Annotated in this window: 17 protein-coding genes; 8 read left to right on the top strand and 9 right to left on the bottom strand. The window is 63.6% G+C overall.

Going from position 1 to position 13,769, the window contains the following annotated elements:
- Positions 1–59: 59 nt before the first annotated feature.
- Positions 60–671: a molybdenum cofactor biosynthesis protein B gene (locus tag ACH9L7_RS02230; RefSeq protein ID WP_396612124.1), complete on the bottom strand. Its 612-nt coding sequence runs from the start codon at positions 669–671 to the stop codon at positions 60–62.
- A gap of 62 nt (positions 672–733) precedes the next feature.
- Entirely contained in the window at positions 734–1,543 is an 810-nt protein-coding gene (locus tag ACH9L7_RS02225) for a helix-turn-helix transcriptional regulator (RefSeq protein WP_396612123.1), read from the bottom strand.
- A 240-nt stretch (positions 1,544–1,783) separates the two neighbouring features.
- Between ACH9L7_RS02225 and ACH9L7_RS02220 the strand changes: the two genes are divergently transcribed.
- The 7 genes from ACH9L7_RS02220 (at position 1,784) to ACH9L7_RS02190 (ending at position 8,300) form a co-directional block, all read left to right on the top strand.
- Positions 1,784–2,824 carry a zinc-binding dehydrogenase gene (locus ACH9L7_RS02220; RefSeq protein ID WP_396612122.1) on the top strand — a complete coding sequence of 347 codons (1,041 nt, stop codon included), beginning with the start codon at positions 1,784–1,786 and terminating at the stop codon, positions 2,822–2,824.
- Positions 2,814–3,155 (top strand): hypothetical protein, encoded by a 342-nt coding sequence (locus tag ACH9L7_RS02215; RefSeq protein ID WP_396612121.1) that lies wholly within the window; start codon positions 2,814–2,816, stop codon positions 3,153–3,155. The genes ACH9L7_RS02220 and ACH9L7_RS02215 overlap by 11 nt, the downstream gene beginning before the upstream one ends.
- A gap of 282 nt (positions 3,156–3,437) precedes the next feature.
- A complete protein-coding gene (locus ACH9L7_RS02210) occupies positions 3,438–4,670 on the top strand; it encodes a permease (RefSeq protein ID WP_396612120.1) in 1,233 nt (410 codons plus the stop codon).
- 132 nt (positions 4,671–4,802) lie between these two features.
- Complete coding sequence (locus ACH9L7_RS02205) at positions 4,803–5,171, top strand: DUF5802 family protein (protein WP_396612119.1); 369 nt, start codon at positions 4,803–4,805, stop codon at positions 5,169–5,171.
- A gap of 63 nt (positions 5,172–5,234) precedes the next feature.
- Entirely contained in the window at positions 5,235–6,155 is a 921-nt protein-coding gene (locus ACH9L7_RS02200) for a Vms1/Ankzf1 family peptidyl-tRNA hydrolase (RefSeq protein ID WP_396612118.1), read from the top strand.
- An 81-nt stretch (positions 6,156–6,236) separates the two neighbouring features.
- Positions 6,237–7,262 carry a DUF1611 domain-containing protein gene (locus ACH9L7_RS02195; RefSeq protein WP_396612117.1) on the top strand — a complete coding sequence of 342 codons (1,026 nt, stop codon included), beginning with the start codon at positions 6,237–6,239 and terminating at the stop codon, positions 7,260–7,262.
- On the top strand, positions 7,263–8,300 hold the full coding sequence (locus ACH9L7_RS02190; protein ID WP_396612116.1) for a dipeptide epimerase: 1,038 nt from the start codon (positions 7,263–7,265) through the stop codon (positions 8,298–8,300). It begins immediately after the preceding gene.
- A 7-nt stretch (positions 8,301–8,307) separates the two neighbouring features.
- Here ACH9L7_RS02190 and ACH9L7_RS02185 read toward each other — a convergent pair whose 3' ends face one another.
- Together ACH9L7_RS02185 and ACH9L7_RS02180 are read right to left on the bottom strand one after the other, a co-directional pair.
- Complete coding sequence (locus tag ACH9L7_RS02185) at positions 8,308–9,387, bottom strand: hypothetical protein (protein WP_396612115.1); 1,080 nt, start codon at positions 9,385–9,387, stop codon at positions 8,308–8,310.
- An 84-nt stretch (positions 9,388–9,471) separates the two neighbouring features.
- Entirely contained in the window at positions 9,472–10,287 is an 816-nt protein-coding gene (locus ACH9L7_RS02180; RefSeq protein ID WP_396612114.1) for a PspA/IM30 family protein, read from the bottom strand.
- Positions 10,288–10,341: 54 nt separating this feature from the next.
- Between ACH9L7_RS02180 and ACH9L7_RS02175 the strand changes: the two genes are divergently transcribed.
- Positions 10,342–10,962, top strand: coding sequence for an alpha/beta hydrolase (locus ACH9L7_RS02175; protein ID WP_396612113.1), 621 nt, complete (start codon positions 10,342–10,344; stop codon positions 10,960–10,962).
- Between the two features lie 4 nt (positions 10,963–10,966).
- Here ACH9L7_RS02175 and ACH9L7_RS02170 read toward each other — a convergent pair whose 3' ends face one another.
- From ACH9L7_RS02170 to ACH9L7_RS02150, 5 genes are all read right to left on the bottom strand, one after another.
- Complete coding sequence (locus tag ACH9L7_RS02170) at positions 10,967–11,371, bottom strand: hypothetical protein (protein ID WP_396612112.1); 405 nt, start codon at positions 11,369–11,371, stop codon at positions 10,967–10,969.
- A 73-nt stretch (positions 11,372–11,444) separates the two neighbouring features.
- Complete coding sequence (locus tag ACH9L7_RS02165) at positions 11,445–11,732, bottom strand: hypothetical protein (protein ID WP_396612111.1); 288 nt, start codon at positions 11,730–11,732, stop codon at positions 11,445–11,447.
- A gap of 138 nt (positions 11,733–11,870) precedes the next feature.
- A complete protein-coding gene (locus tag ACH9L7_RS02160; RefSeq protein ID WP_396612110.1) occupies positions 11,871–12,200 on the bottom strand; it encodes a transcription factor S in 330 nt (109 codons plus the stop codon).
- 73 nt (positions 12,201–12,273) lie between these two features.
- Positions 12,274–12,780: a hypothetical protein gene (locus tag ACH9L7_RS02155; RefSeq protein ID WP_396612109.1), complete on the bottom strand. Its 507-nt coding sequence runs from the start codon at positions 12,778–12,780 to the stop codon at positions 12,274–12,276.
- On the bottom strand, positions 12,773–13,711 hold the full coding sequence (locus tag ACH9L7_RS02150) for a hypothetical protein (RefSeq protein ID WP_396612108.1): 939 nt from the start codon (positions 13,709–13,711) through the stop codon (positions 12,773–12,775). Before ACH9L7_RS02150 ends, ACH9L7_RS02155 begins: the two co-directional genes overlap by 8 nt.
- Between the last annotated feature and the right edge of the window lie 58 nt (positions 13,712–13,769).

The following is a 13,769-nucleotide window of genomic DNA, read 5'->3' as shown; positions in this document are numbered from 1 at the left end:
CGAACAGGTTCGGGATGGGAGAATTCAGCACACGGCTCGGCGTGCGAGTCTGGCGACGACTACTCGGCGTCGCGCTGGGCCAACCCGGTGAGGTGCGGCATCTCGGGGACGATTATCTCCTCGGTCCCAAGGCGGGCGGCGTTCTCGCTGCCGGGCAGGCAGAACGTCGGCATCTCGTCTACGATTCCCCCGGTCGCTCGCGTGCCCACGACACGCGTGCCGATTTCGTCGTAGGAGAGTCGCCGAAACAGTTCGCCGAACCCCGGCAGGGTCTTTCCGAACAGTTGCTTGGCGGCTTCGACCGTCTCATCGTCGGGCGTGACGCCCGTCCCACCGGTGGTGATAGTCACGTCCACGTCGCCCCGGTCGGCCATTCGGGCGATGACACCCTGAATCTCGTCGTAGTCGTCGTCGACGACTCGCCGAACGGCGACGGAGTGGCCCGCGTCGTGAAGTGCCGCCTCGATAGCGTCGCCTGCTGGGTCGTCGTCGGTGGTTCGCGTCGAAGAGACAGTGAGAACGGCGACGGCGAGTTCCTCGATATCGTGTTCGTGGTGGTGGTCGTGGTCGTGGTCGTGGTCGTGGCCGTGGTGATGGTCCTGAGGGTCGTGGTCCTGATGGCCAGTGGTGTGACCGTGGCCCTTGTCGGATGTGTGGTCGTGGTCGCTCACGGTGCTGGTCTTCGGTCGCGCGCCTAAAAGAGTCACACGCCGGCAGCGATTCGAGAGGATGGTCACTCGGTATCGTCCGAGAGCGATTCGCCGAGTGTCGAGAGCGTGACCCGGTCGGCTTCTTCACGGAGCGACTCACACACGTCTGTCGCCCACGAGACTGCGGCGTCGTTGTCGTTGCGGGCGATACCGCCGACGCCTGTGTTGGTGTAGATGACGATGCCCGCTTCGCTCTCTGTCACCCAGAGTCCGAAGCCGAAGGGGACGGTGGTCCGATAGATGTCTACCGTCTCCTTTTCCAGTTGCTCCGCGATGACCACCCGTGAGTCCGGCGATCTGAGGAGTCGGTCGAGCAGTTCGGTGTCGATTATCATCTCGACTGCGGTCCCGCCAGCGGTCGCAGCGTCGTAATACGGTCGCAACTGCCCGGCCAGCGCGACCGGCGCAATTCCGGAGACCCGGTCTGCGTTCTCGATACTCGCAAACATCTGCTGAAGAACGCTGTCTGGAATATCGGGACTAGAGGTGTAGACACGCGCGCCGGTGAGAAACACCGGGTCGAGCGGCGCGTCCGGCGGGAGCATCGCCAAGAGGTCGCGCGCGCCTTCGACCCCGTGTGTTGCTCGTTCGTATCGGTCGAACACCTCCAGTGCGCACCGCCCCGTGAGCGTCACCCGATAGTCGCCATCGCGTTGTTCGACGAGTCCCGCGTTCACGAGTTCGCGCACGACACGGTCCACCGTCGAGCGGGAGGTATCGAGGTCCGCCGCCAACGCCCGTTTGTCGCGCGCTTTTTCGGCGAGCGCCCGGATGAACGCCTCGCGGCGGACGAGCAACTGCGAGAGTGGTTCTCCGTTGGGTTTTTCCGTCATTGTATCAGTGTCAGTCGTGGATAGCTACCTTGGCGCAATGATGACGACCTCTCTTCGCTAGGAATACTGATACCGCAAAGAGACTTCTTTCCTAGCAATAATATTTGTACACGCTGCGGTGTCTTATATCCCACAGCGGAATATTGGGGGTTCGAAATAATACGTCGGATATCGAAATATGGGAAAGACAATTGGCGTAAACCTACACTTTTATTCCTTCACTTCGTCGGTCGGGCCGAGATGAAAGCGGTCCAATTCACCGAACACGGTGACCGAAGCGTCCTCGAATATGGCGAGTTTCCCGACCCTGAAGTCGCCCCCGACGAAGTGCTGGTCGACGTGAAGGCGGCGTCGCTCAACCACCTGGACATCTGGACGCGACGCGGTCTCCCGGGCGTCGAGTTGGAGATGCCGCACATCCCCGGCAGCGACATGGCCGGTGTCGTGACCGAGGTCGGAGAGCGCGTGACGCGCTTCGAAGACGGCGACCACGTCGCCCTTCTCGCAGGCGTCGCGGACGGCGGCGACGAGTTCTCGCGGAAGGGTGACCCGACGCTCGCCCCCGACTATCGCATCATCGGCGAACACCAGCGTGGCGTCCACGCCGAATACGCTGCCATCCCCGAGGAGAACCTCGTTCCCGTCCCCAAGGACGTTCCGTGGGAAGTCGCGGGCTCCGCCTCCCTCGTCTTCCAGACTGCGTGGCGGATGCTCATCCACCGCGGCGAACTCCACCCCGGCGAGAAGGTGTTAGTTCTCGGCGCGTCCGGCGGCGTCGGTCACGCGGCCGTCCAAATCGCCGACTACGCGGGTGCCGAAGTGTACGCGACGGCCTCCACGGAGGAGAAACTGGAGTACGCCCGCGACTGCGGTGCCGACCACGTCATTAACTACGAAGAAGAGGACTTCTCGCGGAAGATTTACGAGATGACCGACGGCCGCGGTGTCGATATGGTCGTCGACCACATCGGTGAGGCGACCTACAAGCAGTCGCTCAAGAGTCTCACGAAAGGCGGGCGCGTCGTCACCTGTGGTGCGACGACCGGTCCCGACCCGGGCGCTGGCCTCAACTACATCTTCTGGAACCAACTGTCGGTCATCGGGTCGACGATGGCGACACCCGGGCAGGCCGACGAAGTCCTCGAACTCGTCTGGGACAGGACCTTCGAACCCCGCATCCGAGAGACGCTTCCGATGAGCGAAATCGAGCGCGCACACGAACTCATCGAGGAGCGACAGGGCTTTGGCAAGGTGGTCGTTATCCCAGATAGTGAGCTCTGACACCATGACTGGGGACGATACCTACGTCCACCGGCCGGGCGAGTCCGACACTGGCGATACCGTCGGAACCGGCGGTTCCGACCGCGACATCACAGTCGGAGCCAACGAACCCGACCCGCAGGGCTTCGGTCGCCGAGGCTGGATTCTCGTCGGCGTCGTCGGCCTCTGTTTCCTCGTGATTCCGGGGGCGGTGTATCTCGTCCCGTCGCTTCCGGCGCAGGCGGGGCTTCCGTACATCGCCGCGATGCTGGCGCTGCCGATGCTCCCTGCGCTCCTCCTCGGTCTCGTCGCCGTCTGGTCGATGACGGCGGCGACCCGCGGCGGAGACTGATTCCGGGTCCGAGCAGGAGGTCGGTTTCCGGTCGCTAATTCAGTTCGAGTAACCGAATACACCCAAAAATCCGCTTTTCCTGACACCGGTTCGTTCCGAAATCACGTCGGGGCGAACGTTTGGTTTGTGAAGTTCACCCCGCGCCAGAGCCGGGGAGTCGTAAGCACAACCGCATTGAGTTGTGCGACCGTACATTACACATGATGATCGCGAGATGTCCGTTTGCGTCTCGGGTACGAACGCGGCAACCGTCCAGTAGTCGTCGAAACGGAGGCGCGTTCGATGGTCGTTGAAACCCTCGCCGAGGGCATTCGACTCGGAGGCGAGATGTTCTGGGAGACGTGGTGGGCGCTCGTCCTCGGGTTCACGATTGCCGGGGCAGTCGAGACGTTCGTGAGCGAGGAGAAGATGTCCAACGTGCTCGGTGGAGAGGGTTTGCGCGAACTCGGTCTGGGGACGGCGTTCGGGGCGGCGTCCTCGTCGTGTTCGTTCGGGGCGGTTGCGACGACCAAGTCGCTGTTCAAGAAGGGAGCGTCGCCGGTCGCGAGTTTCGCGGCGTTCCAGTTCGCGTCGACGAACCTCGTCATCGAACTCGGTCTCGTCATGTGGATTCTGCTTGGCTGGCAGTTCGTGCTGGCCGACTTCGTGGCCGGACTCATCCTCATTGTGCTGCTCGCGGTGATATTCAAGTACTTCGTGCCGGGTGCGTGGTTCGACACCGCACGTGAGCACCTCCGTTCGTCGGAAGGCGTCCGCGACCCGTCGTGCGGGATGGATATCGATCCGACGAGCGACGATGTCGTCTCACTGGACACCGACGGCGGAACCGAATACTTCTGTTCGGAGTCGTGTAAGCACGCCTACGAGGAAGAACAGCGTCAGGCGGAGTCGACGTGGCGCGACCGACTCCTGACTCGTGACGGCTGGCGACTCGCCTCGAAGAACGCCCTCGGGGAGTGGGGGATGCTCTGGAAGGATATCGTTGCAGGATTCCTCGTCGCCGGACTCATCGGCGCGTTCGTCCCCCGTTCGTGGTGGACGACGCTGTTTGGATTCGGTGTCGAGGGAACGCTGACGTGGGTCCTCGCGAGCGCGATACTGGGCGTCGTCATCGGTGTCGTGACGTTCGTGTGTTCGGTCGGAAACGTTCCGTTCGCGGTCATCCTCTGGAACAATGGTATTGCCTTCGGGGGCGTCATGAGCTTCATCTTCGCTGACCTCATCGTCCCCACCATCGACGACGCCTACCGTCGCTACTACGGCCTCCGGATGGCCGCCGTGTTGTTCGTCTCGACGTTCATCACTGCCGTCATCTCGGGTGTCGCCATCCACTACCTCTGGGGTGGTCTCGGCCTCGTTCCGCCACAGGGCGAAGTGGGCGGGACCGCACCCGGTGGCTATACGACGTATCTGAACGCGTTGTTCACGCTCGTCTTCCTTGGACAGGTGTACGTCGGCTACTGGTCGACAGACAGCGACAGCGAGGCGAGCGAACACGAGATGCACGCTGACTAGTACGATTATCATTCGGGGCGATAGTCGCCCCCAAATCACGCTTTGGAAGAGCTCGAACGCTCGGTTTGCGCTTCGATATAAAAAGTTCCGACAAGGCTTATCTACATTCATGCATGAGATTCACTTGCACAGATGTTCGAACGATTCTCTAGCGGCTACTACCTCGGTCGATTGTACGTCGAACCGTACGACGGAGCCGAGGCTGCGATACAGCGGACAGACCACGAGCGACTGAACGAGCACGTCTACGCCACGGGCCGGGGCGTCGAGCGACTCGACCACCCGCTCGTGATGAAGCTCGACAGTGCGCACTTCCCGGTCGTGGCCGACGACGGTATTCCTGCGGGGACACTCGCCCTCCCCCGGCGCGCCGTGGACTCGACGGCCCTTCCAGAGGATAGACCAGTCCTCCTCGCCGACGCGAATCGAGCGGAGGAACTCCTTCGCTACGCAGGGTACGACATCGACGCGGACTCGACACGGCGCGACCTGTCAGCCTAAGCGCCACCGATTTTTCCGGCCGACGACCGAAACCTCAAGTGGTCGGCCTGCACGCTTCCGCGTATGCTGGACGAGTTGTTGGGACGGGCCGAACTCAAAGCGCGAATCGCCGAGTTGGAAGACGAGCGCGATGCGCTCGAAGGGCAGCTCTCTGGAGAGTCACAACGCCGAAAAGAGGCGGTTCGAGCGCGACAGGAGGCCGAAGCCGAGGTCAATCGCCTCGAAGACCGCATCGAAGAACTCGAAGACCGGGTCGAACGCCTCTCCGGCGACGACGACGCCCTCGACTTCCGCGGCACCGAAGACCTTCGCGGCGACCGTCTCCACGAGATTCTCCGCCGACTGGACTCCGTCTCGACCGGTCCTGAAGGCGCACTGACTGCTGCTGTTCCCGACGACCGGTCGCTTCCGTCCACGGTCGAAGACGCCTTCGGCGACCGCGCCCCGCTCGTCCGACGGGCCGCTCCCTGTCTCGCCCTCACCGACGACGCCGGACTCGTGAGCGTCGCGCTCGCTCCGCCGCGTCTTCCCGACGCGTTCGACCAGTGGGACGACGGCTTTTCCCTCGACGACGAGTGGTTCGCCCCCTCGTCGGCGACCGTGGTCGCGCTCGTCCGGGCGGACCTCTTCGCACTCGGTCGGTACGAGGACGGTGAACTGGTCTACGAGACGGGATTCGAGAGCAACGTGAAGTCCGCTCACTCGAAAGGCGGGTTCTCACAGTCGCGCTTCGAGCGCATCCGCGAGGGACAGATAGACGACCACCTCGACGAGTGTCGCGAGGCGCTGGACGAGTACGTCGGTGACGCCACAGGCGACTCCGACACCGCCGCCGACCTCATCGTCCTCGGTGAGCGAACCGTCCTCGGCGAGTTCCGCGAGCGGGCCTCGCAGACCGCGACGGTCGATGCGACGGGCGACCCCGAAGCGGCGCTTCGCGCTGCCTCCCGCGAGTTCTGGACCACGCGGCTGTACCGTCTCTGAGTTCGCCTGTCCACGTCGAACCCGTCCCCGTGTTTTTCCGAAGTGGCCGACCTTATACAGTGCCACCACGTGCCATTCAGTATGAGCGACCCACAGCGAGTCGTCGTCCTCGCACACGAGAAGTTCCCCGACCGCGCGAAGACCGCCACCGGCGTCCTGAAGTACGCCGACTACGACGTGGTCGCCGTTCTCGACCGTGACAACCCCGGCACGTCCACGAGTGACCACCGGCGGGACCTCCCCGACGTGCCAATCGTCTCATCGATGGCCGACGCGCCCGATGCAGACGCGCTCCTCGTCGGTATCGCCCCCATCGGCGGCGGCTTCGACGAGACGTGGCGCGACGACGTTCGGACCGCCCTCGAACGCGGGTGTGACATCATCGCGGGTCTCCACTACTTCCTCAACGACGACGAGGAGTTCGCCGCCCTCGCCGACGAGTACGGCTGTGACATCAACGACGTGCGCAAACCGCACGACGACATCGGTGTCGCGTCGGGCACGGCGGCCGACGTTGACGCCGAAGTCGTCCTCACCGTCGGGACCGACTGCTCGGTCGGAAAGATGACCGCGACGCTCGAACTGGTCGAGGCCGCCCGCGAGCAGGGCATCGACGCGGGATTCATCCCAACTGGCCAGACCGGCATCATGATTGCCGGGTGGGGTAACCCGGTCGACCGAGTCGTCAGCGACTTTACCGCCGGGTCGGTCGAGGAGATGATTCTGGAGAAAGGCGACGAGTACGACGTGCTCTTCGTCGAGGGACAGGGCAGCATCACCCACCCGGCGTACTCCGCAGTCACCTGCGGTATCCTCCACGGCGCGATGGCGGACAAACTGATTCTCTGCCACGAGTCCACTCGCGACGCGATTCACGGCTACGAGGACTTCGCGCTCCCCTCGATTTCGGAGTACGTCTCCCTCTACGAGAACCTCGCCGACCCGGTCCACGAGGCCGATGTCGTCGCCGGCGCGCTCAACACCTCGAAGGTCGAAACCGACGAGGAGGCCGCGGCCGCAGTCGAGGCGTTCGCTGACGAACTCGGTGCCCCCGCCATCGACCCGGTTCGGTTCGACGCGACCGAACTCATAGACGAGGTGTTCTGAATGCTTTCCACCGAGTTCGAGCGCATCACGATGTCGCTCGCCGACCCGTTCGGAATCTCTCGGGGGACCCAAACCGAGGCCGAAAACGTCGTCGTCCGAATCGAGGACGAAGGCGGCATGACGGGCGTTGGCGCTGCTGCACCCTCTGTTCACTACGGCGAGACGGCGGACACCGTCGAGGCGGTGCTTCCGGACCTCTTGGCTGTCGTCGAGGAGGTCGGTGACCCGCACGCTATCGACCGCATCGAGCGCCGGATGGAAGAAACGGTCCGACGCAATCCCGCCGCTCGAACCGCCGTCAGCATCGCCCTCTACGACCTCGCGGCCAAGCGACTCGGCATCCCGCTCTACAGACTGTGGGGTCTCGACCCCGAACGCACGCCTGCCTCGTCATTCACCATCGGTCTCGACGACCTCCAGACGATGCGCGAGAAGACGAAGGACGCCTACGAGTCCGGCTACGACATCCTCAAGGTGAAGTTGGGAACCGACCGCGACAAGGCCATCGTCGAAGCCGTCCGCGACGAAGCGCCCGGCGTGACCATCCGCGTCGACGCCAACGAAGCGTGGACGCCCCGCGAGGCCGTCGAGATGTCCGAGTTCCTCGCGGACTACGGCGTCGAGTTCGTCGAACAACCCGTCCCCGCGGAGGACTACGAGGGCCTGAAGTTCGTCTACGAGAACGCCGCGCTCCCCATCGCCGCCGACGAGTCCTGCGTCACCGTCGACGACATCCCGAAGATTGCCGACCGCGTCGACATCGCGAACCTGAAACTCATGAAGTGCGGCGGGCTTACCGAAGCAAAGCGCATGATTCACACCGCGCGTGCACACGGCCTCGAAGTCATGCTCGGATGCATGATCGAGACGAACGCCGCTATCGCCGCCGGGTGCCACCTCGCCCCGCTTCTCGACTACGCTGACCTCGACGGGTCGCTCCTCTTGGCGGACGACCCCTACGAGGGCGTGCCGATGCCACACGGGGCAATCGACCTCGAAGCCCTCTCCCGCTCGGGAACGGGCGCGAAACACCTGTAGCCGTCGGTCACGATTCCCAGTCGAGGTCTTCTTCTCGCGTCTCCGACCGCAGTACGAACGGTCCGATAGAGAGCGTCCGTTTGGCGACCGTCGAGATTCGGAGGACGTACGCCGCGAGCACCGAAAACGGTGCTAACGACACGGCGGTGACGAACGCGACCACGAGCAGGAGATTCGAGATGCCGAGCGTGGTGCCCGCGACGCTGCCGGGATTGTCGAGAAAGAGTATCGCGCCGATACTCGCCACGAGCGCGGGCACCGCCGTGTAGAACATCGCGCGCGACAGGTCCACGAGTTCCCACCTGAAATAGAGCGTCTTGACGTGTTCGCGTGCGGGGCCGAAGAGTTCGAGCGCGTCCCTGAGGTCGTCGAGCGCCGCTTCCGTCTCCGCAGCGAGGTCGTCGTGGGTTCGTCGCAGGCGCGTCGCCTGATATATCTTCCACGAGTAGTTGAGGTCCAGCGACGCCGACAGCACCTCGAACGTCCCGAACTGCTTGCCTTCGAGGCGCGAGGCCACGTCGTCGGCGTTCTCCGCGACTTCGGTTGCGAATTCGCGGATGCGCGCGCTCGTCCCGTCGGTCGGGTCGGAGTCCCCAGACGCCGCATCGACGTGGCTGGGGACTGTCTCCTCGATAGCGCGTGCCCGTGCCGCGATGCTCTGGGCTAACGCTCGCATGAACGCCGATGGCTCGGGCGGGGCAACCGGAACGTCGAGTAGGTCCGCAACGTCCTCGCGGAACTGTATCGACCCTTCCATCCGCTCGCGCTGGTCGCCGAGCGGACCGAGTTCGCGCGACAAGACGAGTTGGTTGATACTCACGACCAGCGTGACGCCGGTGACGATGGCGGTCAAAAGCCCCTGTGCGAGCGTCTCGACCGGGTCGGTGGATTCGACGGCATCCCGGAGCGGTGTCGGGTCGAGGAGGCCGAGGGCGACGATGGCAACGAAGATGGCGACGAGCGGAACCGCGGCGACGACCCAGCGGTCGGTTCGGAGGTAGACGCCGAGTTTCGTGCGACTCGTCGCGCCGCGTTCCCGCATCCTGTCGTCCGGTTCGCCGGACGACGACCCGTCGGTACTCGACATACTGAACGGTCAACCGGCAGGCGGAAATGAGTAGTGGCGGTCAGTCGGAGAACGCGGCCCGCTCGGTGTGTCCGGCCGGTCGGTTTACGACGAGTCTTCTTCGTTCCTGAGTTCTTCCAGTTCGGCCTCGACTTCCTCGTCGGCCACGTCCGCCTCGACATCGGCCTCGACGTCCGCGTCGGACTCTGTCTCCGGCGCGGAGGACTTGCCCATCTCGGCTTTCAGCGTCTCCAGTTCGGTGTCGACTTCCGCACTGGACCGACCTGCTTCGAGTTCGCGCTCGATGGCGTCTTTGTCCGAAAGTTGGTCCTCGAATGCACCCGACTCCATGAGTTCGTCCATCGCGGCGGAGCGCGCTTCCATCTCGTCGGTCTGCTCTTCGGCGCGTTCGAGGGCGCGGCCAACGTCGGCCATCTCGTCGCCGACGCCGGACATCGCCTCGGAGACGCGACTCGACGCCTCGGCGGCCTCGTAGCGAGCCTTCATCGTCTCCTTCTTGGTACGGAACTCCTCGATGCGGCCCTGAAGTTCGTCTTTCTTCTGGACGAGGTTGTCCTGTGTGTCTTGCAGACTTGCGATTTGTGCGTCGAGTTCCTCGATTTGGCTCATCTTGGCCTGCTTCTTTTCGAGGGCCTTCCGCGCCAGGTCTTCGCGGTCCTGTTGGACAGCCTCACGGGCCTGGTCGTTGTGCTTTTCGACGTTCTCTTCGAGTCGTCGCTTCTGAATCTCCAGTCGTTTTTTCTGCGTCGTCAGGTCAGCAATACCCTGTTTGACCTGCTGGAGTTCGTCTCGCATCTTTTCGTACGAGTAGTCCAGCGTCTCGGTCGGATCCTCCGCACGATTGAGGAGGGCGTTTATCTTCGACCGAATGACGTACGACGTGCGAGAGAGGATTCCCATACCAATTATCTTAGTCACGCTCGGCTTAAAACCTCACCAGAGCAAGATGTCGATATGGCCGACCCAATCCTCGTGCCCGGCGGACGAGACGTTCGGGCCACGCTAGACCGCGCCGCGGAGGAGACTCCCGCAGATGCAGTTGTCGTCGCGTGCCCGCCGCACCCACAGCACAACGGTAACAGAACCGACGCGCGCCTCACGGCCGTGAGCGATGCGCTTTCCGAACACGGCATCGACTGTCTTCGGTTCGACTACGGCGAATGGGACCACGGATACGGCGAGCGCGCTGATACCCTCCGCGCAGTCGAGTGGGCGCGCGAACGCTACGACCACGTCGGTCTCTTCGGGTTCAGTTTCGGCGGCGCGATGGCGTTGCTCTCGGCCGCCGAGGGTGCGGACGTCGACGCCGTCTCGGCGCTGGCCCCCGCGCCGCGTCTCGCCTCGGACCTCGACGTTGTCGCCGTGTTCGACCAGATTCACATCCCCGTGCAGGTCATCTACGGCACGCGCGACGACATCGTCGATGCGACACCCATCGTCGAGTGCGCCGAGGAGTACCACCAGTCGGTCGTCGAGTTCGCCGCCGACCACTTCTTCGTCGGTCAGCACGGAAAAGTCGCAACTGCGGTTTCGGACTTTCTCGTCCCGTTGCTTCAGGACGAAGAGTCGCGGTGACTGTTCAAACCGCGGACTCGCGGTACCCGGCGTAGAACTGCGCGATGATTGCGAGGGCGGCCGCCGAGACGACGAACGCCCAGAATCCTGCCCACGCCGCGGCACCGACAGACGCCTCGTAGACGTACGTCACCGCACCGGTGGTGAGACCAATTCCGAACGGCACGAGAAACGGCCCGTCGGTCCACTTCCCGCCCGCGTTGGCGTACTCGACGATGTACGCCCAGACGCTGCCGACGGTGAACTGGAAGACGACAGCGCCGAACAACCCACCTGCGACGGCGATGAGAACCGTCGACAATTCGAGTGGCTTGCCGCGAAGGGACCACGCGGTTCCGGCCGCGAAGACGGCGAAGACCACGGCGTGCCACGGGCGGAACCAGTTTCGAAGTCGGGTTTGGAGGGGCATACGCGGATATTCACGTTCTACTGACAATAAATGACGGGGGAAACGGTGTGGTCTGTAGCTCCACGTCGGGGAGCTATACTTCGGTTCTGGGCTGACTCGCCGCGGCCACCGTGAGCGGCGTGACGGCGTACCGAAGCCCCCAGATTTCGAACGATATCTGGACCCTCGTTGTCTGTCCCGAACTCCCGGCGAGCGTCTGGAGCGAGTCAACGTCCAAGATGTCTTGCAGTTGTGTGGACTCCCGACTCGGGTCGACGCCGAGTTCGAGTGCCGATTCAACGAGTGCCGCTGTCAGTGACTCTCCCTTGTTGCCCCATCGTCGCTCCACGTCGGGGTCGAAGGGATAGGTTGCTGTCGTCATGGTGCCCGGAATGTGCGTCGCGCGACGCGTTCCTCTTAGGTGACCACGTTGTGTCCCTATCTGGTCGTCTCGATGATTCTCGAATTCGGGGAATCGACTTGGGGGCGGAACAGGCGTGTCCCCGTGGGAGAAGTGCCGTTAGTTGTACTCCCGCCACCGATACCCGCACTCCTGACATTTAAAGAACCGCGTCGGCGGTTCGTCCGCGGACGCCGTCTGCTTGATGGTGTACCACGCTTCCGTGTGGCCGCAGTCGTCGCAGACGACATCCTTCGCGGTGGGTTTGCCCTCGAAGTCCGCACCCTCTTCGGTCTCGATGAGTTCGTCGTCGGACTGCGCCTCGGTCGAGACGAACTGTGCTGCGAGGTCCTCGTCGCGGTCGGCAGTCGCGCCGCACTCGTCGTTCGTGCACGTCATCGTGCCGTCCTGTGAGACCATCATCGAACCGCACTCGTCGCAAAACTGCATACGAGGACTAGGTGGGGCCGGAACTAAGAATGTGTCACTTCGGCGCGTCCGGCGGGGTCGGTCGCCTCGAATTTCAGTCGTCGTCGTCGACCATCGGACAGTCGCGCACGCGGAAGTGCTCGCTGTCGGGCATCTCGACGATAGTGGTCCCCGCGTAGGTGCAGGCGAACTCCGGCGGGTTGGAGAAATACTCACAGCGCTGGCAGAACTCGGTTTTCGGGACCACGTGTTCGCTGGCCGTGCCGTGCTCGTCGACGGGTTCCGCGGACGCACCGATACCGACGCCCATGTCCGGGTCCTCCTCTTTCGTCTCTTCGACGAGCGAGGTCCACACGTCCTCACCGTCGAGTTCGTCGACGCTCACCGCCTCGAACAACTCGTCTTCGTCGTCCCCCCTGACGCTCGCGTGGGCGCGGCGCTCGGCAACTCTGCTGGCGATATCGGAGAGCGGTTCTGTGCGGTCGGGGCCGTCCGTTTGGGAGTCGTCCGTTTGTGGGCCGTCCCACTCCTCACTGGTGTCGTCGGCCGGGTGCCGTGCGTCCTCGTTGTCGGCTGAACGGTCGTCGTCGGAATCAGTCATCGCTGTGGTCCCCGCTGGCCGTCGCTTCGGTGTGGCCGGCGTCTTCTTGGGAGGCAGGGTGTGCGTTCGGTTCGGGGTCCGCAGTGGCCGCCTCGTCGAGGATGTCGTCCATCTCGTCTGTCAGCTCGTCGGAACCTTCGAGGGCCGGTGGGGTGCCGGTGTGGAGCGTCGCAGAGCCGAAAAAGCCGCGTGAGGGGGACAGTTCGCGAAATGGCGACTGACACGCCGGACACCGCGGTTCGGTGAGGAGGTCGAGGTGAACCGTCTCGCTGCACGCGTCGCACTTCGCTTTGCGTTCGTTGGCGTCGTTGGCGACGCGGAGTAGGTCGGAAAGCGCTTTTCGTTCGAGTTCCGCCGCCTGAATGTCGGTCGTTTGCGCGCGAACGTCCAAGAGCGCCTGTGCGACCGCACGAAGCTTCTCTTCGAGGTCCGCTGTGGTTTCGTCGAGGTACGAAAGCACCTCTTCGAAGTTGTCGAACCCGGCATCGACGCGCTCATCGAGTTCGACGACGCGGTCGCGAACCGCCTCGACACCGGTGCTCGCACGAGTGATTTGCTGTTGGAGTTCGGGATGGTCGTGGTCGGCCGGTGCCTTCTCATCAGCCTCGCGTTTGACCTGGACGATGCGCATCCGAACGTCCTCTATCTTCTCGTCGACATCCGCTTGGAAACCGTCGAATTGGCCCGTAACGTCGCCTTCGAGGCTGTCAACGTCGTCTTCGAGGGCATCGAGTTGTCCTTCGAGGTCGTCGAGTCGGCTGCGATGTGACTCAAGGTCGTCGACCGACTCGCCCGAATCGGTCACGGCGAGTCGGTAGGTAGTGAGTGCCCGCGTGAGTACCGTCGCCCGGTCGACACCCTCCGCGTCGGCACGTTCGTCGACCCATTCGCGGAGGTCATCCGGTAACGAACCTCCGTCATCCCCTGCCATGCTGGTAGCAATTTAGTTACTGCACCTTAAGAACTGTCGCCCCGCTACCGTCTGTGAG

Source organism: Haloferax sp. S1W (genome assembly GCF_044593955.1).
Classification (GTDB): Archaea; Halobacteriota; Halobacteria; order Halobacteriales; family Haloferacaceae; genus Haloferax.
This window is presented reverse-complemented; position numbering and strand designations above follow the sequence as displayed.